At 40.1% G+C, this 23,874-nt stretch carries 20 protein-coding genes and 1 tRNA gene; 9 read left to right on the top strand and 12 right to left on the bottom strand.

Going from position 1 to position 23,874, the window contains the following annotated elements; translation table 11 throughout:
- The first annotated feature begins 21 nt into the window (after positions 1–21).
- From LO761_RS02830 to rplT, 5 genes are all read left to right on the top strand, one after another.
- Complete coding sequence (locus tag LO761_RS02830; protein ID WP_272816808.1) at positions 22–2,040, top strand: tetratricopeptide repeat protein; 2,019 nt, start codon at positions 22–24, stop codon at positions 2,038–2,040.
- A gap of 101 nt (positions 2,041–2,141) precedes the next feature.
- Positions 2,142–4,088: a threonine--tRNA ligase gene (gene thrS, locus LO761_RS02825; RefSeq protein WP_272816807.1), complete on the top strand. Its 1,947-nt coding sequence runs from the start codon at positions 2,142–2,144 to the stop codon at positions 4,086–4,088.
- A 103-nt stretch (positions 4,089–4,191) separates the two neighbouring features.
- The gene (gene infC / locus LO761_RS02820; protein ID WP_272816806.1) at positions 4,192–4,869 is read left to right on the top strand and encodes a translation initiation factor IF-3; all 678 of its coding nucleotides are present in this window, start codon (positions 4,192–4,194) and stop codon (positions 4,867–4,869) included.
- Between the two features lie 67 nt (positions 4,870–4,936).
- The gene (gene rpmI / locus LO761_RS02815) at positions 4,937–5,134 is read left to right on the top strand and encodes a 50S ribosomal protein L35 (RefSeq protein WP_272816805.1); all 198 of its coding nucleotides are present in this window, start codon (positions 4,937–4,939) and stop codon (positions 5,132–5,134) included.
- 101 nt (positions 5,135–5,235) lie between these two features.
- On the top strand, positions 5,236–5,586 hold the full coding sequence (rplT, locus tag LO761_RS02810; protein ID WP_272816804.1) for a 50S ribosomal protein L20: 351 nt from the start codon (positions 5,236–5,238) through the stop codon (positions 5,584–5,586).
- Positions 5,587–5,827: 241 nt separating this feature from the next.
- Here rplT and LO761_RS02805 read toward each other — a convergent pair whose 3' ends face one another.
- The 7 genes from LO761_RS02805 to mltG all read right to left on the bottom strand — a co-directional run bounded on the left by LO761_RS02805 (position 5,828) and on the right by mltG (position 16,497).
- A complete protein-coding gene (locus LO761_RS02805) occupies positions 5,828–6,694 on the bottom strand; it encodes a FecR family protein (RefSeq protein ID WP_272816803.1) in 867 nt (288 codons plus the stop codon).
- Positions 6,695–6,843: 149 nt separating this feature from the next.
- A complete protein-coding gene (locus tag LO761_RS02800) occupies positions 6,844–7,440 on the bottom strand; it encodes an RNA polymerase sigma factor (protein ID WP_272816802.1) in 597 nt (198 codons plus the stop codon).
- Between the two features lie 297 nt (positions 7,441–7,737).
- Positions 7,738–9,300: a sulfatase gene (locus LO761_RS02795; RefSeq protein WP_272816801.1), complete on the bottom strand. Its 1,563-nt coding sequence runs from the start codon at positions 9,298–9,300 to the stop codon at positions 7,738–7,740.
- Positions 9,301–9,317: 17 nt separating this feature from the next.
- Positions 9,318–10,799, bottom strand: a complete 1,482-nt coding sequence (locus tag LO761_RS02790; RefSeq protein WP_272816800.1) for a RagB/SusD family nutrient uptake outer membrane protein — start codon at positions 10,797–10,799, stop codon at positions 9,318–9,320.
- Between the two features lie 11 nt (positions 10,800–10,810).
- Entirely contained in the window at positions 10,811–14,104 is a 3,294-nt protein-coding gene (locus LO761_RS02785; protein ID WP_272816799.1) for a SusC/RagA family TonB-linked outer membrane protein, read from the bottom strand.
- Between the two features lie 681 nt (positions 14,105–14,785).
- Entirely contained in the window at positions 14,786–15,115 is a 330-nt protein-coding gene (locus LO761_RS02780) for a hypothetical protein (RefSeq protein ID WP_272816798.1), read from the bottom strand.
- Between the two features lie 347 nt (positions 15,116–15,462).
- A complete protein-coding gene (gene mltG / locus LO761_RS02775; protein ID WP_272816797.1) occupies positions 15,463–16,497 on the bottom strand; it encodes an endolytic transglycosylase MltG in 1,035 nt (344 codons plus the stop codon).
- 86 nt (positions 16,498–16,583) lie between these two features.
- On the opposite strand from mltG, the gene LO761_RS02770 reads away from it, so the two are divergent.
- From LO761_RS02770 to LO761_RS02755, 4 genes are all read left to right on the top strand, one after another.
- Positions 16,584–16,736 carry a hypothetical protein gene (locus tag LO761_RS02770; RefSeq protein ID WP_272816796.1) on the top strand — a complete coding sequence of 51 codons (153 nt, stop codon included), beginning with the start codon at positions 16,584–16,586 and terminating at the stop codon, positions 16,734–16,736.
- Between the two features lie 19 nt (positions 16,737–16,755).
- Entirely contained in the window at positions 16,756–18,294 is a 1,539-nt protein-coding gene (locus tag LO761_RS02765; RefSeq protein ID WP_272816795.1) for an alpha-N-arabinofuranosidase, read from the top strand.
- Between the two features lie 88 nt (positions 18,295–18,382).
- Positions 18,383–18,455: transfer RNA gene (locus LO761_RS02760), tRNA-Thr, on the top strand.
- 606 nt (positions 18,456–19,061) lie between these two features.
- Positions 19,062–19,652 (top strand): hypothetical protein, encoded by a 591-nt coding sequence (locus LO761_RS02755; RefSeq protein WP_272816794.1) that lies wholly within the window; start codon positions 19,062–19,064, stop codon positions 19,650–19,652.
- 48 nt (positions 19,653–19,700) lie between these two features.
- Here the strand turns inward: LO761_RS02755 and LO761_RS02750 are convergent, their stop codons facing one another.
- The 5 genes from LO761_RS02750 to LO761_RS02730 form a co-directional block, all read right to left on the bottom strand.
- Positions 19,701–20,063: a VOC family protein gene (locus tag LO761_RS02750; RefSeq protein WP_272816793.1), complete on the bottom strand. Its 363-nt coding sequence runs from the start codon at positions 20,061–20,063 to the stop codon at positions 19,701–19,703.
- 10 nt (positions 20,064–20,073) lie between these two features.
- The gene (locus LO761_RS02745; RefSeq protein WP_272816792.1) at positions 20,074–20,799 is read right to left on the bottom strand and encodes a class I SAM-dependent methyltransferase; all 726 of its coding nucleotides are present in this window, start codon (positions 20,797–20,799) and stop codon (positions 20,074–20,076) included.
- A 92-nt stretch (positions 20,800–20,891) separates the two neighbouring features.
- Positions 20,892–21,428, bottom strand: coding sequence for a ClbS/DfsB family four-helix bundle protein (locus LO761_RS02740; protein ID WP_272816791.1), 537 nt, complete (start codon positions 21,426–21,428; stop codon positions 20,892–20,894).
- Between the two features lie 280 nt (positions 21,429–21,708).
- Positions 21,709–23,016: a DUF1302 family protein gene (locus LO761_RS02735; protein ID WP_272816790.1), complete on the bottom strand. Its 1,308-nt coding sequence runs from the start codon at positions 23,014–23,016 to the stop codon at positions 21,709–21,711.
- A 2-nt stretch (positions 23,017–23,018) separates the two neighbouring features.
- The gene (locus LO761_RS02730; RefSeq protein WP_272816789.1) at positions 23,019–23,792 is read right to left on the bottom strand and encodes an outer membrane lipoprotein-sorting protein; all 774 of its coding nucleotides are present in this window, start codon (positions 23,790–23,792) and stop codon (positions 23,019–23,021) included.
- Positions 23,793–23,874: the final 82 nt, after the last annotated feature.

The raw sequence follows: 23,874 nt of genomic DNA, 5'->3' as shown, positions 1-23,874 counted from the left end.
GGAGTTTATACCTTATATATTATGGTTAAGCGTTTCCTATACCTTATTATATATATAGTTTTATTTATTCCGAGTCTCGGAAAAGCTCAGATAAATACGGAGCGTGTGATGTCAATCGCTCGTAATGCTTTGTATTTTGAGGACTATGTACTGTCTATACAGTATTTTAATCAAGTAATAAACGCAAAACCATATTTGGCTGACCCATTCTTTTTCCGTGGATTGGCTAAGTTTAACTTGGATGATTATCAAGGGGCTGAGAAGGATTGCTCGGAGGCCATTGATAGGAATCCGTTTGTTGTAAGTGCCTATCAGGTGCGTGGACTGTCTCGTATTCGTCAGGATAATTATAAAGGTGCTGTCATGGATTATCAGACTGCATTGAAGCTTGATCCGGAGAATATAGTTCTTTGGCATAATATGGCTTTGTGTCGGTTGCGTTTGAATGATTATGAAGGGGCAAAGGCAGATTTAGATACTTTACTGACAATTTCTCCAAAATATACGAAGGCATACTTGATTCGCAGTGAGATTGATTTACAGCAGAAAGACACAATTACCGCAGAGAAAGATATTAGACGTTCTCTCGATTTGGATAAGTATGATCCGGATGCATGGAATACGTTAGCTTTGTTGCACTTGCGACAAGAAAAATGGCAAGAAGCTGAAGGTGATTTGGATCAGGCTATACATTTATCTACTAAAGATGCCACTCCATATATAAATCGAGCACTTGCACGTTTTCACCAGAAGAATCTTCGAGGAGCTATGGATGATTACGATTTGGGATTACGTGTTGATCCGAATAACTTTATTGGTCATTACAATAGAGGATTGCTCCGTGCTCAAGTTGGAGATGATAATCGAGCAATTGAGGATTTTAATTTTGTGCTAAACATTGATCCTGCAGATATGATGGCTACCTTTAATCGTGGTTTACTCTTAGATCAAACAGGGGATTATAAGGGTGCTATTCGGGATTATACTACTGTTATTAATAAATATCCGAACTTTTTAGTTGGTTATCAGCAGCGTGCTGCAGCTCGGAGAAAAATCGGTGATTTGAAAGGAGCAGAACAGGATGAGTTGAAAGTACTTCGTGCTCAACTTGATAGGCAGAATGGCCTTCGTAAGAGTATGGTTAACGATACTGCCGATGAGAATGAAGAAGATGATAGGGAACAAACCCGCAAACGTTCGGATAAAAATATGAATAATTACCATAAGTTGGTGGTGGCAGATAGTGATGAGGAGACAACAAAATATAAGAATGATTATCGTGGACGAGTGCAGGATAAGAATGTAGCCATCAAGCCGGAACCGATGTATGCTCTTACTTATTATGAGAAGTCGAGTGATGTAAAGTCGCAAGTTAATTATTATAAGTTTATCGAGCAGATGAATAACTCTAAAGTTCTCCCAGACCGGTTGCTGATTACCAATAATGAGGCTGCCTTAACAGAAGAGGAGGCTAAAAAACATTTTACGTCTATTGATGAGATGTCTGCTCAGATTGTGGCACATCCCGATGATGTAAATAAGAAATTTGCCCGAGCTATGGATTTCTATCTGGTTCAAGATTTTGATAATGCATTAAAGGATTTAAATAATGTGATAGAACAATCGTCAGACTTCTTTCCAGCCTATTTTATGCGTTCTTTGATTCGTTATAAACAATTGGAATATCAGCGCATGAGTGGAGATGATGGAGTGGAGAAGCTTGCAGTCAAGGCAATAGATTATGATAGCGTAAAGAAAGATTTGGATAAAGTTATAGAATTGGCTCCTGATTTTGTTTATGCCTATTATAATAGAGGGAATGTGGAAAGTATGATGAAAGATTATCATGCTGCTTTGGTGGATTATGATCAGTGTTTGGAATTAGATTCAAAGTTTGCAGATGCCTATTTTAATCGTGGACTGACAAATATCTATTTAGGTAATAATCGGCAGGGAATTGAGGATTTAAGTAAAGCTGGTGAGTTAGGCTTATATTCTGCTTATAATATCATTAAACGTTTTACTGATGTGAAAGAGTAGATTTTCCGGATAATTTAGTTAAGATTTTAAAAGAAATATCTAAATTTGCGGCTTATGTAGGAACTATTGTTGTATGATAGTTCGTAAAAGTATATATAGTTATGATAAAAATTACATTTCCTGATGGCTCCATTCGTGAGTATAACGAAGGAGTAACTGGCCTGCAGATTGCAGAAAGTCTGAGTCCGCAATTAGCCAAAGAAGTTTTATCTTGTGGTGTGAATGGTGAAACGGTAGATCTTAATTACCCTATAACAACAGACGCGAAGTTTGTTTTGTATAAATGGGACGATGAAGAAGGTAAGCACACATTCTGGCATACAAGTGCTCACTTACTTGCTGAGGCATTGCAAGATTTATATCCTGGTATTCAATTTGGTTTTGGACCGGCTATTGAAAATGGTTTTTTCTACGATGTGATGCCTGTCAATGGTGAGGTAATCAAAGAAGGAGATCTTCCTGTTATTGAAAAGAAAATGCAGGAGTTGGCCGCTAAAAAGGAACCGCTGGTTCGTCGTAATGTTTCTAAAACAGATGCATTGAAGGAATTTAATGCAGCCGGACAAACCTATAAGTGTGAACATATAGATCAAGATTTGGAGGATGGAACCATTTCTACCTATACACAAGGTAACTTTACAGATTTGTGTAGAGGACCTCATCTTTTAAATACAGGAATTATTAAAGCTATCAAGTTGACAAGTGTATCGGCTGCTTTTTGGCGTGGTGATGCTGCTCGCGAACAGATGACTCGAATATACGGTATCACATTCCCGAAGAAGAAATTGTTAGATGATTACCTTGTTATGCTTGAAGAGGCTAAGAAGCGTGATCATCGGAAGATAGGGAAGGAAATGGAACTCTTCATGTTTAGTGATGTAGTTGGTAAGGGACTTCCTATCTGGTTACCGAAAGGTGCGGGGCTTCGTTTGCGTCTGCAAGAATTTTTGCGTCGTATTCAGTCTCGTTACGACTATAAAGAGGTTATTTGTCCGCCAATAGGTAACAAACTTTTGTATGTTACTTCAGGTCATTATGCGCATTACGGAAAGGACTCATTCCAACCAATACATACTCCGGAAGAAGGCGAGGAGTATTTCTTGAAACCAATGAACTGTCCTCATCATTGCATGATCTATAAGAATACTCCGCGTTCATATAAGGATTTGCCTTTGCGTATTGCTGAGTTCGGAACGGTTTGCCGTTACGAGCAGAGTGGGGAGCTTCATGGCCTGACTCGGGTGCGTAGTTTTACTCAAGATGATGCACATATATTTTGCCGTCCCGATCAGGTAAAGGATGAGTTTCTTCGTGTGATGGATATTATTTCCATTGTTTTTCGTGCTATGAATTTTACGGAGTTTGAAGCTCAGATTTCTTTACGCGACCCTAACGATCATGAGAAATATATGGGCAGTGATGAAATATGGGATAAGGCAGAGGCAGCTATTATTGAAGCTTGTCAAGAGAAAGGTTTGAAAGCTAAAATAGAATACGGTGAGGCTGCTTTTTATGGTCCAAAATTAGATTTCATGGTAAAAGATGCTATTGGCCGACGTTGGCAGTTGGGAACTATTCAGGTAGATTATAATTTGCCAGAGCGTTTTCAGTTGGAATATACCGGTGCTGATAATCAGAAGCATCGTCCGGTTATGGTTCACCGTGCACCTTTTGGCTCTATGGAACGTTTTGTAGCTGTATTGATAGAGCATACTGAAGGTAAGTTCCCTTTGTGGCTTACTCCTGATCAATGTGCTATTCTTCCTATTAGTGAGAAGTTTAATGACTATGCCAATGAAGTGAAGAATATTTTGGCTAAGTATGATGTTCGCGCTGTGGTTGATGACCGTAACGAAAAGATTGGCCGAAAGATTCGTGACAATGAAATGAAACGCATTCCATTCATGTTGATTGTCGGAGAAAAGGAAGTTGCCAATGGCGAAGTTTCTGTTCGTAAGCAGGGAGAAGGTGATAAGGGAGCCATGAAAGTTGAAGATTTTGGTAAAAAAATTGCTGAAGAAGTTTCAGAAATGATAAATAAGTGGTAACTTTGCAACCGAATTTTGTATAAGGGCTCTATGTGGAGGTCCTTCTAACGTATTAAATAATAGAGGAATTAAAAAAATAAGAAACAAACAGGTAAGAAAATTCATGAAGAATGATAGTGTTAAGGGGCAATATCGTGTTAATGAGCAGATACATGTCCGTGAAGTCCGTATAGTAGGTGATGATATAGAATCAATAGTGGTCCCTACCTATAAAGCCATTCAGATGGCTCAGGAAAAGGAAGTTGATTTGGTTGAGATTTCACCGAATGCCACTCCGCCGGTTTGTCGATTAATAGATTATTCTAAATTCCTTTATCAGTTGAAGAAACGTCAGAAGGAACAGAAAGCCAAGCAGGTGAAAGTAGAAGTGAAGGAAATTCGTTTTGGACCTCAAACAGGTGATAACGATTATAACTTTAAGTTGAAGCATGCTATTGAATTCCTTGAAGATGGGAATAAGGTTAAGGCTTATGTGTTCTTCCGTGGTCGGTCCATTCTTTTCAAAGAACAAGGCGAAGTCTTATTGCTTCGTTTTGCGAATGATTTGGAAGACTATGCAAAGGTTGAACAGATGCCTGTGCTCGAAGGTAAACGAATGACCATTCAGCTGGCTCCTAAACCTGGAGTTACAAAGAAGAAAGTGGTAACAAAACCACAACAACAATCAAAGGGAAAGGAAGTTGTCTCTTCTGTTATGCAACATAAAGGGACAACATTAGCTGATGCACTGAAACCGGAAGATGCTATAAAGTTGCAAGGACAGACCGAAGAGGAGATATAAAAAGAGTGAGTGACGTGCAGGTATAGTACGTTATCATTTAAATACTAATAATTTAAAATTTAAAAAGATGCCAAAGATCAAAACTAACTCCGGTGCCAAAAAAAGATTTATTCTTACCGGAACGGGTAAAATCAAGAGAAAGCACGCTTATCATAGTCATATTCTGACGAAGAAGACTAAAAAGCAAAAAAGAAATCTCCAGCACTTTGCTATTGTTGACAGAACCAACAATCAGCAGGTTAAAGAGTTACTTTGCTTGCGTTAATTTAAGGAGAGCGTAAACTTAAAAAATTAGAGTATTAACCGAGTGTATAGCCTCAAGTTCACGAATAGTGACGCTAACATTCAAAAAAGATTTTTAAAACTATGCCAAGATCAGTAAACAATGTTGCTTCAAGAGCAAGAAGAAAGAAAATTTTAAGTCTTACCAGAGGTTACTTTGGCGCGAGAAAGAATGTATGGACTGTAGCCAAGAATACATGGGAAAAAGGTTTGACTTATGCTTACCGTGACCGTAAAACAAAGAAGCGTAATTTCCGTGCTTTATGGATTCAACGTATCAATGCAGCTGCTCGTCTCGAAGGCTTCTCTTACAGTAAGCTAATGGGTTGCTTGCATAAAGCAGGTATTGAAATCAACCGTAAGGTATTGGCTGACTTAGCAGTTAATCATCCGGAAGCTTTCAAAGCTATCGTTGAAAAAGCTAAGGCTGCTTAAATATAGAGATTTGATTTTTAAGCAATATAAGAAAGAGTCGGTTAAAATTAACCGGCTCTTTCTTATATTAATGTTGTTCGTAGCTTTGATAAATTTATCAGAATAATAAATGAAGGCTTAAATTATTTTACCATCTTATCTTGCTGATAAAGATCCTGCTTTTCCAAGTTTTTTACTTTAACCGAATTCGGACTAACAGAAATGTTCAAGATATAGCGAATTCAAACAAAACACGTAAGTGTTACTTATGTTTTTTCTGTAATGTTACATTTTGACCGTTTATTACGAAACGTAGTCCGTAGGCCTCGCTAATGATACGTAGCGATTGGCTCAAGTCATTGGTAGGGAGTGTACCTGTGAAACGATCACTGAGTAATGAACTGTCTTCCAGTATAATTTTTACACCATAATAATCTTCTGTAGTGCTTAAAACGGTAGATAAAGTTTTTTGAGTAAAGGAAAGCATTCCACTTTGCCAAGAATCTATATTTTCAGTGTCTGCGTCACTCATTACTTGAAAAAGACCTGTACGGTATTCTAATAATGCACGCTGTCCTGGCTTCACTTTCACTTTCTGATGCGTTAGAGCAGATTCTAATTCTACGCTTCCCTGCGTTAATAGCAACTCACCATATTCCCGATTCTTGCATGACTTTAGCATAAATTTGGTTCCGGTGACTTTTACCTTTAATCCATAAGTGTCTATTAGAAAAGGGCGATGGTTGTCCTTGGTCACGGCAAAGTAACCAATACCAGAAAACTCAATGTGTCGCTCAGACTCATTGTAATCTCCAATTGTATGGATTAGTTTGGAATTATTATATAATGTTACTTCTGTTCCGTCTGGCAATATGGTAGTTGCTCTCTCACCCATTCGTGTGTAAGCTATTATCTGTTCCTTTTTTATGCGTTGAAGTTCCGAGTGATAGTAAATGGAAAATCCAATAAGTAATATTATTGATGCGGCAGCTAATCCAACTATACATTTCATTGCAGTAGTTATGTTTGGATGAGCGATTCGTGATAAGATGCGTTGCCATATTGATGATATGCATTCGTCATCTACATCTGTGATATTGAAGTCATATTCCATCCATGCTTGATACATGGTATGTTCTATGTCGAGATCTGTCTGTTTGTTTACGTGCTGACGTAGAGCTTCTAACTCTGATGGAGTTAATCGCTCTTTTTTAAATTTAGATTCTAAAATATCCATCTTTCTTTGATGTAATTTATTCAGATAACATTTTATACTTATCAGTATAAGAAAGTTAGTAGTGATGTTTTTATACAAAAATAAAATACTCCCGATAATCCATACAGACCTATAAGCCTTGTGCGTAATGTATGCAATCCTTGTGACAACTGATTTTTTACAGTCTGTTCACTCAGTCGCATGTAAACTGCTATTTCACGGATTGACATTCCTTGAAGCCGAGATAATTTGATAACTTGTTGTTGAGTTTTTGGTAGTTTTCTTATTGTTATATCTAATCGCTTTTTAAATTCTTCGAATTCTATCCATCTTTCGTTATGAGCTTCGTCAACAATATTGTATGCCTCCACATAGTCTGCATAGATTGGCTCATTTACCCTACGACGATAGGCATTAATAAGTAATCTACGAGACATTATAAAGAGCAGTTTGCATAATGTTTCTTCTTGACGAATAGAAGAACGGATATTCCATAGTCGTATGAAGACATCTTCAACGATTTCTTCCGCATCCTGACTCGATTTGGAATATTGTAGACAAAAAGAATAAAGCCGCTTGGCATAGAGTTGGTAAATCTTACTTAATGCCTGCGTAGAACCACTTTTTAAAGCGACTATAAGCTTACTTTCTTCTACCATATATCATATAAATCAAACTTCATGAGATAAAGATAGTATTATTTCAAGTGATTTCGATAAAAAATAAATTTTAATGTCTTCACAATAACTTTTATGTTCCTCATCGTGTACTTCAATAGTAGTACAAGAGTTCCACAAAAGAACGTTAATTGCATTGTGTTTAAAACACGATGTCGTGTTTTATAATTTATGTGTACTCATATTAGCGTAGAAAGGATATTGATTACACACAATAAGACTTATTAATATCATCGAAATCACTTGAACTTATCATAAATGAAAATCAATAAAACATGTTTATTTCACTTCGTCTGGCCAAGGGCATTTTAGTCCAGTTTCCTTAAACGTCGGCCGTTGAGCATGCATACTCCTTAGTGACCGACCTAATTCGCTGGACAGATTTCGGACTATTTCTGGATGGCTTGGAGCAAGGTTAATTTGTTCGCCTATGTCTTTTGGGATATTGTAGAGTTCTTTCTGCCCTGTTTTGTAGTCATATATTAATTTCCAGTCGTCCTTTCTTATGGCACAGTTCAGGCTGATGCCCGGCCCATCATTCCCCCATACGTTGGGGTAGTTCCAAATCAACATTCGCTCTTTCGATGTGTCGCCCGTTCCGAGTAGCATAGGCATGAAACTGCGCCCATCGATGGTCTGCGGCACTTTGTAATTATGAATACCTGCCATTTCCAATAGTGTAGGATAGAAGTCCTCTATCATCAGGTAATGGTCGCATCTGCTTCCTGCCACGACTTTCCCCGGCCATCTCACGATCATCGGCTCGCGTATTCCACCCTCATAGAGCGATCCCTTACCGCACTTCAACGGTGCATTTTGCGTGAACAATGGTTCGTCGCGCCATTGTGTTCCGGTAGCATATCCACCGTTGTCACTCATAAAGATGAAGATAGTGTTTTCCGTCTCGCCGTTTTCATCCAGCCAGTCCATAATCTTGCCAAGACTGCAGTCCATTCCCTCGATTAGCGACGCATAGGCCGCTTCCTTCTCTGACAGACCTTTGAGGATGTATTTATTGAAGAAACGCATATCTCGGTCAATTGGGATGTGTATAGCATATTGCGACATATAGAGGTAGAAAGGCTGATGATATTCCTTAGCTTTTCGTAGCGCGGAAATCGCCTCCTGTGTCAGGGCGTCGGTCAGGAACACACCGCTTCCCCAGTACTTCTCTAATCCGGGGACAGCAAACTTGGACGATGGCTTTCCGTCTGTGACATTGCCAAAGTTACGTTCGCTGAGGTATGTGGCAGGCGCGCCACCCGCATGTCCAGCGATGTTTACTTCAAACCCAAAGTGTGTCGGGTTCTCCCCCGGTGTGCCGATCGCTCCCCAATGAGCCTTTCCACAATGGATGGTGTGATAGCCATTCTCACGGAACAGATCTACGAATGATTTGCCAACATAGGTGTGGTCCGTACCCGCCACTTGGCTGATCCCATTGTAGTTCCAGTCCGGTGTGAGGCAGTCCTTATCCGGATCGTCGGTTGACACACCTTTTTCTAACGTCCAATTCGTTACTCGATGACGTGCCGCGTTGGAACCTGTCATCAAGCTACATCGGGTTGGTGAGCTGATAGGACAGGCGTAAGCTTGAGTAAACATCATTCCTTGTGCGGCCAACCGTTCCATGTTTGGCGTTTCGTATATGTCGTTAAGACGCGTACGCTGCGTCCAAAACGGGACAGAGGTGTCCTGCCACCCCATGTCATCCACCATGAAAAGAACAATGTTGGGGCGTACGTCCTTTCCTGATGCTGTGTTGCCGGCCGATGCTATCGATCCATGGAGGATCAATCCGCAGGATAAAAGCAAAAAGTTGTTTGGTCTTGAGAATGTCATGATCGTATTTGTTTTAGTTAATTAGAATAGCCCGGATTTTGTTTCAAGTTATGGTTGGCTTCCAACTGCCTTAGCGGAATAGGGTAAAGTTCCTGATAGTCCTGAGCTTTCTTTCCACGGGCGATTGCATTCGAAATAAATTTATGATGGCGGATTAAGTCTTCACGTCTCAATCCTTCAGAAAAGAACTCTCGTCCCCTCTCTTCCAAGATAAGATCGCGCAGACCTTCCTTTGTTGGGTAGTCCGATAAGTTTATGGCTTCTATTCCCGCTCTGTTTCTGATTTGATTTATTAGTTGAGCACTTTCTGCGTTCGGACCATTTAGCTCGTTAAGAGCTTCCGCCCTGCATAGAAGAATGTCGGTATATCTTATATATACAATGTCATTACCCATTTTTTCGCCAACTGCATTCGGATCCGGTACATATTTGAAGCTTCTTGCATTGTTGAGTGCCACTCCGTTGGAACGAAGCAATTCCACTTCGGTTCCGGATTGATCCACATAATGAGTGACAAAGCATTTCCTCCTGATATCGTTCTCTGCGAATGTGTCATAGAAGGCAGTATAGGTTCTAAACTGTGCTCCGAAGTTCAACCAATTGCTCTGTATGGGGTAATTAGGAGGAAAGGCATGAGCCATGTAGTTATTGGCATACCCCGGCTGCGCTATGCATGGGGCGCGGTAGATGAACTCTTTGTTGTCCTCCCCTTCTATGGAAAACATCTTCACATAGTCGCCATAGAGAGTGTACACATTTAGGTCTATTATTTCTTTAGCAGTCTGTGCAACATTGTTCCAATCCCTCTCATGCATATACAATTTGGTCAAGACGGCAAGAGCAGCCCCTTTTGTGGCCTTTCCAATTGGATCCTCCTTCTCCGGCAGATTTTCTGACGCGAAGACGAGGTCATCTACTATATATTTGATCATTTGTTCTTTTGTAGCTCGCGGTGTAGATGAACCGATTTCTTCTATTTCATCAGGACTGGCATCCTTTGATATTTCTATGATCGGAACGGTTCCGAAAAGATTATATAGGAAATAATAGGATGAGGCTCTTATGAATCGTGCCTCTCCAAGGGCTGAATTTATCTTTTGCTCTGACATATTCGGAATATTTTCCACAACATTTATGACCGAATTTGCACTGGAAATAGCAGTGTACATCTTTTCCCAAAAACTGTTGAGGAGTTGGTCATCAATAGACCATGTGAAATTAATGAAAGGAGCGGCATTCCTCTCAAGCCCTCCACCACTTTCAAAAGCAATGTCCGTAGGGAACTCATTGAAGAGATAGGTGTAATTCCTACTATCGTATTGAACAATTCTGGAGCGAGAATAAGCTCCGGCTAACAAGGCATCTATACCCTCTTGAGTTGAAAGCAAAGCTTTCGGAGAATATTCTGTGTACACTTTTTCTTCGAGGAAATCATTGCAACTCGAAAAAAGCGGTATAAGGACGGTTGTCAATATTAAAGTGATATGATAAAGTTTCATAATTGTATATTTTAGAAAGTAAGATTAATACCGAATCGAAAAACACGAGCTAACGGATAGCTGTTGTAATTCACTTTTGCGATGCTGTTACTTCCCGTTGCGCTTGCATCCGGATCGAAGCCATCGTATTTAGAGAACGTACATAAATTATCAGCAGCCGCATATACTTGTACTGCCTGTATCACATCCTTTTTCTTTAATGGAATATCGTATGATAAACTTATGTTTTTAATTCTTAGGAAAGAAGCATCTACTACGGTCATAGAGTTAACAATATATTGTCCTCCATAATCGGTAGGATTTACGCCACTGGGGTACTTGGTTGAAGGGTTTGTCTCTGTCCAACGCTCTCTGTAATAACGACCAATATGGTTGCGATATTCATTAGTCGGGTACATTGTCTCTAACACATTAACATCCAATGTACTAATACCATAGACTCCTTGTAAAAATATATCAAACGTAAATCCTTTGTATTTAAACGTGTTACTTAGACCGAATGTGATATCTGGAAAAGGCTTTCCCAATATGACGCGGTCTGCGGAAGTAATGCTATTGTCATGGTCTGCATCAAAAAATTTCAAATCACCAGGTTTAGCATTCGGTTGTGCTGAGTGTTTAATGTCATCTCCTTTTTGGAATATGCCATCAACTTGGTAGCCATAAAAGGAGTAGATAGGGTCTCCAACGCGCGTAATATTGAAACCTGAAACGAAAGAGGTGATGTTACCGGTTATCAGACGGGGCATATAAGGAGGAAGTTCCAATACTTTGTTTTTGAGTAGCGAAAGGTTAAAGGAGGTATTCCAATTGAACCTCTTTGTATCAATGTTCACGGTGTTTAGGGTAAAGTCCATTCCTTCGTTGCGGACATTTCCTGCATTTACTTTTATGGATTGGAAGCCAATTGATGCCGGCAAAGGTTTATTGAACAACTGATTATGGGTATCTCTAATGAAAAAATCCATGCTTCCGGAAATGCGATTCCCAAGGAATCCGAAATCAATACCTATGTTGAACTCCTCGGTCGTTTCCCATCGCAGATTACTGTTAGGGAGGCGTGCGGAAACTACGCCTTGTGAGAGTTTGTCTCCAAAGACGGCAGCTCCCTCTGTAATTAAAGTTTGTAATGTTTCATAATTGTTAATACCTTGGTTTCCAAGTTGGCCATAACCAAGTCGTAATTTAAGATTACTTAAATTTGAAAACTTTTTCATGAATGGTTCTTCGGATACTCTCCACGCAAAAGCGGCAGAAGGGAAGAACGCATATTTCTTGTCAATAGAGAATCTGGAGGTTCCGTCGTAGCGAACGGATGCTGTCAACAAATATCTATCCATTAGGTTGTAGTTGAATCTTCCTAAAAATCCGTTTAAGCGGTTCTGGCTCTTATAAGAATAGACGTCGTCACCATTAAGAGTGTCTCCTCCGTGCATATTATTGTAGCTCAGTAAATCGGATAAGAAACCTGTCGCATTACCCATTAGATAATCTGACTGGAATTGCTCGAAAGTTGTACCGAGCATTACTGATAAATGATGTATATTCTTAAACGAACGCTTATAGTTCACGATAAACTCTGCAAGCCAGTGGCTTTCTTCACCACTTTTCTTGTTGGCAACTCCGCCGGAGGCAAGTCCTGTCATGGTGTCCCTTGATCGGTAAAAGTTGTTCATGTACGTATTGACGGTCGCGCCTGCACGTGCCGTGAACACAAGGTCTTTTAGCGGTTCTAATTCTAATGCAAGGATTCCATACGTATTATTGGAATGATTATTAATTTCCATTCCGTTTAAAAGACCTTGTGGATTATCTAATGAAATATAATCATTTGTATAATAGCGATTTGTTTTTGGATTTTTACCGGTTGGCAGTGTCGGGTCAAATTGAATAGCCGAGTTGATGACACCGGCAGCCTCATTTACCCCCTCGCCTTCGTAAATAGATGAGCCGTCTTTCCGAGTATAATTAAGATTGAACTTCAACCTCATAAATTTCATAGGGGATAAATCAAAATTGACTCTGGCATTGTATTTTGTAAGATCGGAATGTTTGACCAATCCCTTTTGATTCATAACACCAAGTCCTACATAATAATTATGTTTCGCTCCCCCGCCCGAGAATCCTATCTTGTAGTCTTGCACAGGAGCGCCGTTTCGAAATATTACATCTTGCCAATCGGTGCCATTTCCCACTTGTGCGATTTGTTCTTTCGAATACAATGCGCCGTCAGGATGTTTCGACTCTAATCTAATTGCGTTTAATGTTTCCATATATTCGTGTCCATTCAGCACATCCATACGTTTGGCTACAGATTGTATACCTACCTCTGCTCCAAATTGAATTCGTAACGGAGAATTGGAACCACGCTTGGTAGTTATAAGTACTACACCATTGGCGGCACGCGTACCATAGATAGCTGCTGCTGACGCGTCTTTCAGAATTTCAATTGATTTAATATCTTTTGTATTGATAGACGAAGGATCTATTCCCGGCATTCCGTCAACAACAACCAAAGCGGCATTACTACTATTAATAGATCCAGCCCCTCGAATCTGAATCTTTGTAGGAGCTCCCGGCGCTGAGCTTGTTTGGCTTACATTTACACCGGCTACCTTACCATTAATCATTTGAAATGCGTTTGTTGTTACTCCTTCAACGAATTGTCCTTCTGCTACAGAAGATACTGCTCCTGTTAAATCGCTTTTTCGGGAAGTTCCATATCCAATAACAACGACTTCGTCTAAAGATTTTTGGTCGTCCACCATCATGATTTTTAGATTTTCATCTTTTTTTATGGTTATGTCTTGAGTGACAAAGCCTAAATAACTAATGGTAAGGGAAGCCCCTTCTTGTACAGAGATTTTGAATTCCCCGTTTATATCGGTAACAACACCGTTTTGTGTTCCTTTTTCTAAGATGCTTGCGCCGATAATAGGTTCTCCATGCATATCCTTTACAGTGCCGAATACTTGACGCGTCGCTCGTGAGTTTCCTTTAGACTCATCATTCGCGGTGCTTTTCTTATAAATAACAATAGACTTAGGAGAAGTGATCGTATAAGATAAGTTTCTTTGTGTAAGGGCATGGTCGAGAACATCTTGTACTCGTCCTCGTGTGATAGATAGTGAAATGTCATGACGATTATCAATATTTACGTTACGATACGAAAATCGATAATCAGTCTGTTTCTCTATTATCTCAAAGATTTGTACCAAAGAAGCATTTTTGACATTGATAGTTACGAGTTTCTCTTGAGCATAACCTACAGTAGCGCAAAGACATAATAAAATTGTCCATAGCATACATTTTAAATCATGGTGAATTTTAAGCATAGATTTTTAGTATTATTTAGATGTTAATTGCATCCTTTTATTCGATAAGACACAGAAAATCGTAATAAGTACTTAAAAAATATATTATTTGATATATTTTAATAGAAGACAGGAATAACGCTAATATATTAACATATAGAATTACACTTTTCATGTTTTAAGGCTCTTGCAGATGTATCATCTATATATATAATTTAAATCGATTTTCAGAGATTGCTAACTCATACGCATGACCAAACAGAAACTTCTGATAAATGCAAGAATTCAACCGCATCACTTTATTGGTTTATATATATCGGGATGGTAACTGCTATGAGAAATCAATGATATATAGCTTACTTGCCTGACTCTTTCTTTTTATTATAAAAATAAAAATACTCATATTATTTGCAAATATTATAATTAATATATATATTTGTGCGGATGAAGTTTGAGAACAAGCCGCATTAGTTGTATTGGGAAACTCATCAAATTATAAAAAATTCCGAGACAAGCTTCTTCTTCCAATGGCGGGCCACGCCTTCGGGTAGCAGAGATGCCGGTGGATTACAAAGGTTGGAGGGCACTCAAATCCTGTCATTCGGAGTTTCATCGCATCACTAATGCGGCTCCTTATAATGAGGGTGTGTCATAATTGACATGCCCTCTTTTTTATTCAAGAAATAAAGTTATTTCATCTCCAAAAAACTGTTCTTTTTCATACGAACTAATGATAGAAAATGTAGCGTCATCTATTCTATCATTTTTTAAAGAACCTATAAAACTTAAAATATAACAGTTTGTTGTTTCGTTGGGTTCAAGTCTTTTTCCGTAAGGACTTTTTATTATAATTCTACCATTATCTATTTCATATTTTGACCTTCCTTTCAAAATATACAAAGTATTTTTGGTTTGGAAAGAAACCGAATCATTGTCTTCAAAGGTAAGAGATAGACTTTGATTGCTAAAGGTCTTTCCAAGAATTATTGTTTCAGTATCCATCTGCTTTTTTTCACATGAGCATAAGCAGAAACATAATAAAATTAAAGAAATAAGAGACTTCATAATTTTTAGAAATTGATAGATCGTGAAAATGCATCACTCATTGGGCTTATTTGAATTCTATAAGTATATTTATATTGAGATTTCCTTCTTTATTCTTTTCTGTTAGTCCATAATGTATATTATTATCTAAATGTCAAGAATATATTTCTTCCATATTCTTGATATTTAAGTTGAAATTCTGCTATTTTTGGCTGGACGTCCTACAAAGATATGAAAGAAATGATTAAAAGCCAATATCTAAATTGAATTATTTATTTTCGATAGTATTCTCTTAAGGCGAAACGTTATTTAATATTCCGTTGGTTAAGTGCCTGTTGGTATCGGCGTGCGTTAGCTGCATGTTGGATATTATTTTCGGCAAAGTTGTGGTAACCGGAAAAATCTTCTTTTGCGCACATATATAAATAGTTATGATGAGCGTAATTCAATACGCTTTCCAATCCTTGAACGCTTGGAATCCGAATCGGACCGGGAGGAAGTCCCGGATTCTTATAGGTATTGTAAGGGGAATCTATTTCCAAATGCTTGAAAAGAATTCTTTTAATCGACGGATCTTGTTGAGCGAATTTAACTGTCGGGTCGGCTTGTAACAACATTCCTTTGTGCAATCGATTCATATATAATCCCGCTATCACGGGTTTCTCCTCGTTCTTGGCAGTTTCTTCGTCCACAATGGAAGCCAGTGTGGAGACTTCTGTGGGAGTAAGTCCGATAGCTTTGGCTTGCTCTATTCGTTTTTGATTCCAGAAATTATCGTATGCTTGCTTTAGCTTTTTAAGCAGAGCTTCTTCCGAAACATTCCAGTAAAACTGATAGGTATCGGGAATAAAGAAAGCCGGAAGTGTTTGTTCGTTAAAACCTAATTGTTGGACGATTAGAGAGTCTCTGAATGGCCTTATAATCTCGGCAGAGTCGAGCATTAGTTGCCGGTCTAACGCTTTGAAGAGTTGCCCGATGGTTCGGGTAGAGGGAATGGTCAATATCATTGGTGTTTGTTGCGCGTGAATCAGTTTTCTATATAGATTCACTATATTATCGCCCGGCTTTACCTCGTATCGTCCGGTATGTATTTTTTGTTCTAAGTGATTATATTTGGCAAGCAGTTTAAAGAAGTTCATGTTTTTAACTTTCCCTATTTGCTGTACTTTTATAAAGATGGAATCGGCATTATCATCTCTGTCAATATAAATATAGGCAGTTTTGGAGTTGTGAAGACTTGGAGAAAAGAGTTCATGGTATACGTAGCCAGCAGTACCACATGCGATGATAATCATTCCGCATACAATACCTATTATAATGTTTCTTTTCTGCTTCTTCATAATTTCAATCGTTTTGATTTGAAATGCAAATTTAATTTTTTTATTTTGCATAAGTAGAATATGAAGATTAAATGCTTTCTTGAATAATGAAAAAAATCATATTGAGATTGTTTCCGGCAGTTTCATTATCTCTGTTAGCTCAAGAACAGTTTCCGGAGAGTAGGTGGATAAATAAAAAGATTCTTTGGCAGAGTACATCCATTCCGACTCAGGGATATCTTCAAGTAGTTGGGAAATAACTAATAAAAATATATGAATATGAAGAAAGAACTGATTTCGATCGCATTATTTGCCGCGATGCCATTGTGTGCTCAAGAAACAACAACCATGGCTATTCATCCACAGGATGGAAAGCAGATTATTTACAAAGAAATATACGGGCAGTTTGCCGAGCATTTGGGAACATGTATTTATGGTGGACTGTGGGTTGGAGAGGATTCACCAATTCCAAACACCAAAGGTTATAGGAATGATGTACTTCAGGCTTTGAAGAACCTGAAAGTCCCGGTATTACGTTGGCCGGGTGGATGTTTTGCTGACGAATATCATTGGAGAGATGGCATCGGCCCGAAAGAGAACCGTCCAAGATTGGTGAATAACAACTGGGGAGGCACCATTGAGGATAACAGTTTCGGAACGCATGAGTTTCTTAATCTGTGCGAAATGCTTGGCTGCGAACCGTATATCAGTGGAAATGTTGGTAGCGGAACGGTTGAGGAAATGGCTAAATGGGTGGAATACATGACTGCAGAACAAGGTAGTCCGATGGCTAAGTTACGCAAAGAAAATGGTCGGGAGAAACCATGGAAAGTGAAGTTTATCGGTGTGGGTAATGAGAGTTGGGGGTGCGGTGGAAGCATGCGACCTGAATATTACGGCGACTTGTACAGACGCTATTCAACTTATTGTCGCGAATATAATGGGAATCATCTATATAAGGTAGCCAGTGGTGCCAGTGATTATGATTATAATTGGACAGAGGTGCTGATGAAGAATGTAGGACATCGGATGAATGGGTTGTCTTTACATTATTATACTTGTAGCGGTTGGAGTGGAAGTAAAGGTTCCGCAATCAGCTTTACCGACGATGATTATTATTGGACTTTAGGAAAGTGTCTTGAAATAGAACAGGTTATAAAGAAACATTGTGCTATTATGGATAAATACGATCCGAACAAACAGGTTGGCTTATTGGTTGATGAGTGGGGGACTTGGTGGGATGAGGAACCGGGGACAGTACGAGGGCATCTTTATCAACAGAATACCATGCGTGATGCTTTGGTGGCCGCGCTTTCTTTGAATGTGTTCCATAAATATACCGATAGAATCAGAATGGCAAATATTGCTCAGATAGCCAATGTGCTGCAGTCGATGATTCTTACGAAAGATGATAAGATGGTATTAACTCCGACTTATCATGTATTCGAGATGTATAAGATTCATCAGGATGCTACTTTCTTGCCGTTCGAATTGACAACAGCGAAGAAAGCTGTTCGTGACGACCGTGTGGTTCCTTTGGTTAGCGCGACGGCATCGAAGGATGGGAATGGAGTCATTCATATCTCTTTGGCTAATATTGATTTGGAGAATGATCAAACGATCGAAATCAGCCTTGATAATCTGAAAGTGAAAGGTGTCAGTGGTAGAATTCTGACAGTTAATCACATTAACGATCATAATACTTTCGAGCAGCCGAATATGGTAAAGCCGGAAACATTCAATGGTGCAAAAGTTCAGAATGGAAATCTGAAAGTTGTTTTGCCGTCAAAATCGGTCGTTACTTTAACATTGGATTGATGGAAAAAAGTTAATCTTTTATTTTTGATTTCGTAAAGAAAGAACTATATTTGCATCGTTTCTGCAAAAAGGCGCAAATATAGTTCTTGCCGAATTGGCTCAGTTGGTAGAGCAATTCATTCGTAATGAATAGGTCCCCGGTTCGAGTCCGGGATTCGGCTCTCTTTTTAAAGCTCGTTAACACCGATTATAACCCCATTATAGCGTATTAAAGCATGTTTGGCGCAAGTTGATAAAATTAATATTAACTTGTTATGTGCCCGTTTTAACTCAAATTAGTGCTAAATGCTGTACCACTTTTTGAGGTTGGTACAGCAGTGATAAAGGGCGCATCTGAATTAAATGCTTTATGCCAAATTACAAATTAAAACCTATTTTTGACAGACGAAAAAGGGCGATCATTTACAAAGATCAGCCTGTTGAAATTCTCGTTTACGAATTCTGGGTACCGGCTGATCAGGTCATGAATTACCGGCTTAAGAAAATCAAAAACATGTCAGGAATTAACAAACCTCTATCCATGCACATTGTAAGGTATAGAGAATTGTGTAAATATCAAATACTCAATAGATTAAATTGATTGTTAATGAAAGCAGGTAACGATAAAGAAACCAGTGAGCTTCTATATTCCACCTTATTTTGCCATTTCAAAGAACTATTTTATTTGATGCAAATAATAAGGGTATATCGTGAGAAAAAAGAATTTTCTCCATTTTTTTCGTAGATCCGTCCGTTGGGGCTACTTTTTTTCCGTGTATTCTATTCTTATGGTAAAATGCAGCCTCCGAAGACTGCGTTTTTTATTTTCACCCAGCTTCTCTACCTGCACATCCTCTACTTGTGCCCGTGTATCATGTCGGGATCGGTTGTTCGTTGTCAGCGGCAAAGGTAGTTTCGGGCTTTTACGGACAAAAAAGGTCGGGACGGCAAGCCGTTTAGACGACAATCTCCACACTGCTTATTTCATTTTCATTGCAGGTAGTATTCTTGCCGTAAACCTTGTTTGTCCTAAGCCCTACCTTATTTACGCTACTGAAACGAAAACGATCGACCCGACGGAATTGAAAATCGGCGGCGCGCAGCGGAAAGTCAAAGATAAAAATGTTGGATATGCGAGATGCAGGGAAAAAGAAAAAGTTGAACTCAAACTCCCTCATCTCTGGAATCCGCATAAAATCAAACAAGATGATTTATCCCGATGCAAAAACGGGGCGAATAACCATTCAAGAAGAATAGACGGAGTAAAGCGGTCGGCAAATTTGCCGACCGCTCCTTTCCTTCGTGAGCTTCGGGCGGACAAAGAAAGGAGCAAAGAAACCCTAATGAAAAACACATCGTTACTTTTGACAATGAGTTGAGACGGCTCAAAAGTAACAAAAAGCCATTATAAAATACTCATATTCCTTTTAATCACTACAAGGAAGTTTTTGATAAAACTCCAACCAATGTCCGTCAGGATCTTCAAAAGTCAGCAGCTTTCCGTAAGGTTCTGTTCGTATTTCTCCAATCGTTTTTATTCTTTTCCCTTTTAATTCCTCATACACAAGCTCTATATTGTCAGTCTCAAACATAATCCTTGTTTTGCTTGCAATCACATCGCCCTTGTTGGCAGGTCTTTTCAATATAGCGAATGAAGTCTCACCTAAATCAAACTCTATCCAATCTCCGTCTGTTAGTTTTACTTCGAAGCCTATACTCTGATAAAATTGTTTGGACTTCTGTAAATCACTGACATAAATCCAACAGGCATATATCTTGTTTGGTTTCATTCTTTTGATGCTATTGGTGTCTTATTTTCAACAGACCGAAAAACGGGGTTATTTCTTGAACATCTACAATTTTCAATTCTGCTTTTCTCAATACGGCTTTCAAATCTTCTATAGAATAAAACCAATATTCAGGAGGCGTATTCTTTTTCATGTCTTGCCAAGTATAGATACATCCCTCTTGCAGGTATGGCTTGATATGATTTTCATAGACTTCTTTCGGAGTGGTATGTTCCAACAGATAGCGATAGACTTCATTGAACCTTTCGGGAGATGTGTCCGGATTGAACAAGATGATTTCGTCTGCCATCACCATTTCGCCATCTGCTTTCAGTACACGCTTCACAGCGTTAAACAATCCTTCTTGCCCGATCCATTCCACTTGATGCAGAACAAGCGAGGAAATAATTAAATCTACACTCTCAGGCGACAAATCCAAGTCTTGGATATAACCGCACTGAAACGAAACATGGCTATAATCCACATAGGTATCTCTTGCCTGTGCAATATTCTCTCGCCTCATATCTATCCCCAAAGCGGATGAAAAATGAGGAATGAAAGGTGGCAGAGATTTTCCCCAGCCACACCCCAAATCCAATACCTTTTCTCCTTGCTTGATACTTGCAAATTCAAAAATTCGCTCACTTAATGTCTCTGTGGATTCAAAAGTATCCCTACCGTCAGGACTAATTGTCCTATTGATATATGCTGACAAGCATTCTTTCCAGTTATTTTCCATGCGTAACATCCATTATTTCACAAATCTATTCTTGTAAAAATCATACAATTCGGGTATCTTCTCATGGATGTGATTTTACTTTTTCCACACCCTCATTTCAAGTTCTTGATATGCACCTTTATCTTCTTCATTGCCCAGTCGTAATGACTTGCAGTGGTTGAAACACAGTAAGCGCCAAGTGGAGAAGTGCCCGTCCAATCCAATGCACCTTTGGCAAAGAGTTCGTCGTTGGAGAAACTCTCTATCAGTGCCATTACATCTTTATGACTTTCTTTCAATTTCACCTTTGCTTCCGTCAGCGGTGTACTTTGGGGTTTTTTCCAAAATTCCACGTTCATTGTCGGGTATGTTCTCCAATTATATGGTTCGGGAAGAAAGGGTTTATGCTCACCGTTACTATTGGCTTGTACCCAATCCAACAGCAGATGATGCCATTCGTACAGATGTACAAGCACGTCACGCAGGTTTTTATCCCTGCCCCAATGAGCCTCCTTGCCAGCCGTTGCTATTTCTTCGGCAAATGTTGCGTTCTGTTGTTCCTCACTCATCGTTTCGATGAGTTTCCACATCTTGTCAAATTGTCCGTTTGCAGATGTAATCAAATCTGTCTTTGTTGTTGCCCGTGCCATATTTTCAAATTTAAAGGTTGTTCGACATACGATAGCGGAGCGACGCTACATAACGCCAGCCGCTCCACAATCGAAATAACTTTACGGTTCCTCGCTTCCGCCTCCACCGCTTGGTTGGGGCTTTCCCTTGTCGGCTGGCATATTTTTTAGGTTTTCATTGGCAAATATACAAAAACATAACGTCATATTTGCGAGAATATGACGACTGTTTTCTCAGTCTTTCCAAAACCACCAGTTCAGTCTTTCCTTTTTCGATGCTCCGGCACAGTTGTTGACTTTATCAGAAGCTATACTTTGCTTTCACCCACATTTCGGAATTCCGGTCATACATCCGGAACTTGCCTTTGTCGGCATGGAAGTAGTCATAGCCGGCGGTGAGTTCGATTTGGTCGTTCAGGGAGTAGGAAGCTGAGAAGCGGTTGAAAATACCGCCGTTGGTTACGTCTATGTACGCGAATGTAGAGAGCTTCAGCAAGTTCCGCATTAGTTCCTTCGAGACGCGGGCCGTGGCAAGTCCGGTATTGCGGTAGACTGACAGTCCATCGAGATTGCCCGATGTATATTTATGGCAGTATTGTACGCTGAAGTTCCAGTCGTTGCCCGGATACCAGTCCGCGCCGGCAAGAGCATTGTAGGTGTTTCGGCATGCCGCGTCCTGTCCCAATCCTCTACCTTGTGCTTCGTCGAAATAGCAGGCCGCCTCGCCGCGAAGCACAAACTGGCCGACAGGCAGTGAGCAGTCGGCTCCGAGCATCGTCATGCGACGGTATTCTCCTTTGACATGAAGCGAATTTCGATCGTCGGCCAAGGTAAGAGAAAGGGCGGGCAGCTTGTTCCACGTGCGCAGGGCACTCAGGGAGAAATCCACTCCGCTGAGGTTGGCGGTTATCCGCCCGCCGAACTCCATGTTCCGAAGTATTTTCTCCGGTTTGCCGCTTTCCAAATCTATGGTATAGGGAAATGTCACCGATGGCAGGCGTAACGCCCACGGATTGCGTTCGTCGGTCGGCAAGATGAAGAAGTCTGCCACGGGATTGCATATCGCTTCAAATGTTACCGACCGCCAAGTATATTTTGCACGCAGGGCATTGACAGGCATGCGGATGTCATCGTAGTCCTGAGCGAGAAACTCAGTATAATCGAACGGCGACACGCAGTCGGTAACACGCAATGCATCCGCGACTCCCCACACGACTATCTGCCGTCCGGCACGAAGGTCAAAGTTTCCTTTTGCGTAAGAGAGATAAGCCTCACGCAATTCTATTCCCGTACGGTCTTTCAGTATGCCGTTGTAGGTGGCGTTCATGGAAACGAAAAGCGAGGCGGCGCCTTTTTCAAGTTTCACCTCTCCTCGTACACGAGTTCTCGAAGCCATCCAGTCGTTCCTTCCCTCTGTCCTGACAGCGTGGTAATTATCGAGAAAGCCCTTTACCTGAACACGCAGGGAGTTGTCGTCCGTTTCTTCCTGTGGCATGTATTCCGTATCAACAGCATCGTTCTCTACCGTCAGGGTGTCTATCTGTGCAAAAGCCTGTACCGAGAAGAGCATCGGCACAAGCAACAGCATCCATAATCGCGACGTTTTCATGGTTAGAGTCCTTTTTCCAATTTGGAAACGGTGAACAGATTGGGCGAAACCTTGATATCGAACTTCTGATTGTTCATGCGGATAATAGTTTTGTGTCCCGTTTGCACATTCTCCATCTGCATGAGATGCATAGTCCAGAAGCCTTGTACTTTATCTATGTTGGAGATTGTCAGCTGACGATGTAATTTATCAAGTTTGTCGTAGTAATCCGCCTTGATTACCATTAAACAATCTTGTCTGATCCATGTGATGCGCTTTGAATATATTTCTCCTTTGTCTTTGGGAACAGACTGTATAACCCAACACTTTTGCCCGCTCATAACTTCCTCCCGCAGCAGACTGTGTGTTTCCTCATCCACGCTGCGTGTGCTCATATCATCGTAGGTGAAGTCGCTGCCCATGAAGTAGTCGGTCTTCGACGATTTTCCGCTGATGCGACGCGTCTTTTTCATCGCCGGAAGGTAGAGCCACTTATCGTCTACCTTGTTTACGTTGTCATAGTCCCAAGTGAGGAAGCCTGTTCCTTTTACATCGCCGGGATAAGTGAAGAACATGATTTTCTTTGTGTCTTCGCCAATGTCCATAGCCCACGATTCGAGTTTCCGCACGCGTTTGTGCCCGCTTTTCTGAATAAGCGTCATTTCAACGGTGGCATATCGGGTGTCACCATCGGCGCGGTTCTTCACTTTCTGCATAATGTCTCTTCCTGTGAGATCTGCGGCTTGTGCGGAGAAAGCTACCGTCAAAGCCATCATCATCATTGATATTCTTTTCATTTTTGCTTGTTTTATAAGGTTGATATTCGATTTTTCTTCGTAGAAGCGCTGTCGAGCCGCTCGCTAATGCATTTTCTTTCCA

Origin of the sequence: Phocaeicola oris (assembly GCF_021295095.1) — a bacterium.
Taxonomy (GTDB): domain Bacteria; phylum Bacteroidota; class Bacteroidia; order Bacteroidales; family Bacteroidaceae; genus Phocaeicola; species Phocaeicola oris.
Note: the sequence above shows the minus strand (reverse complement) of the source record. Positions and strands in the feature narration are given on the sequence as shown.

What these genes read in the sequence shown, in the direction of transcription:
- rpmI (WP_272816805.1), top strand. Translation starts at nt 4,937, where the DNA reads ATGCCAAAGATCAAAACTAACTCCGGTGCCAAAAAAAGATTTATTCTT.
- LO761_RS02750 (WP_272816793.1), bottom strand. Translation starts at nt 20,063, where the DNA reads ATGAAACCAAACAAGATATATGCCTGTTGGATTTATGTCAGTGATTTA.
- LO761_RS02740 (WP_272816791.1), bottom strand. Translation starts at nt 21,428, where the DNA reads ATGGCACGGGCAACAACAAAGACAGATTTGATTACATCTGCAAACGGA.
- thrS (WP_272816807.1), top strand. Translation starts at nt 2,142, where the DNA reads ATGATAAAAATTACATTTCCTGATGGCTCCATTCGTGAGTATAACGAA.
- mltG (WP_272816797.1), bottom strand. Translation starts at nt 16,497, where the DNA reads ATGAAGAAGCAGAAAAGAAACATTATAATAGGTATTGTATGCGGAATG.
- LO761_RS02795 (WP_272816801.1), bottom strand. Translation starts at nt 9,300, where the DNA reads ATGACATTCTCAAGACCAAACAACTTTTTGCTTTTATCCTGCGGATTG.
- LO761_RS02765 (WP_272816795.1), top strand. Translation starts at nt 16,756, where the DNA reads ATGAAGAAAGAACTGATTTCGATCGCATTATTTGCCGCGATGCCATTG.
- LO761_RS02800 (WP_272816802.1), bottom strand. Translation starts at nt 7,440, where the DNA reads ATGGTAGAAGAAAGTAAGCTTATAGTCGCTTTAAAAAGTGGTTCTACG.
- LO761_RS02745 (WP_272816792.1), bottom strand. Translation starts at nt 20,799, where the DNA reads ATGGAAAATAACTGGAAAGAATGCTTGTCAGCATATATCAATAGGACA.
- infC (WP_272816806.1), top strand. Translation starts at nt 4,192, where the DNA reads ATGAAGAATGATAGTGTTAAGGGGCAATATCGTGTTAATGAGCAGATA.
- rplT (WP_272816804.1), top strand. Translation starts at nt 5,236, where the DNA reads ATGCCAAGATCAGTAAACAATGTTGCTTCAAGAGCAAGAAGAAAGAAA.
- LO761_RS02790 (WP_272816800.1), bottom strand. Translation starts at nt 10,799, where the DNA reads ATGAAACTTTATCATATCACTTTAATATTGACAACCGTCCTTATACCG.
- LO761_RS02785 (WP_272816799.1), bottom strand. Translation starts at nt 14,104, where the DNA reads ATGCTATGGACAATTTTATTATGTCTTTGCGCTACTGTAGGTTATGCT.
- LO761_RS02730 (WP_272816789.1), bottom strand. Translation starts at nt 23,792, where the DNA reads ATGAAAAGAATATCAATGATGATGATGGCTTTGACGGTAGCTTTCTCC.
- LO761_RS02780 (WP_272816798.1), bottom strand. Translation starts at nt 15,115, where the DNA reads ATGGATACTGAAACAATAATTCTTGGAAAGACCTTTAGCAATCAAAGT.
- LO761_RS02805 (WP_272816803.1), bottom strand. Translation starts at nt 6,694, where the DNA reads ATGTATCAAGCATGGATGGAATATGACTTCAATATCACAGATGTAGAT.
- LO761_RS02770 (WP_272816796.1), top strand. Translation starts at nt 16,584, where the DNA reads ATGAAAAAAATCATATTGAGATTGTTTCCGGCAGTTTCATTATCTCTG.
- LO761_RS02830 (WP_272816808.1), top strand. Translation starts at nt 22, where the DNA reads ATGGTTAAGCGTTTCCTATACCTTATTATATATATAGTTTTATTTATT.
- LO761_RS02735 (WP_272816790.1), bottom strand. Translation starts at nt 23,016, where the DNA reads ATGAAAACGTCGCGATTATGGATGCTGTTGCTTGTGCCGATGCTCTTC.
- LO761_RS02755 (WP_272816794.1), top strand. Translation starts at nt 19,062, where the DNA reads ATGGTAAAATGCAGCCTCCGAAGACTGCGTTTTTTATTTTCACCCAGC.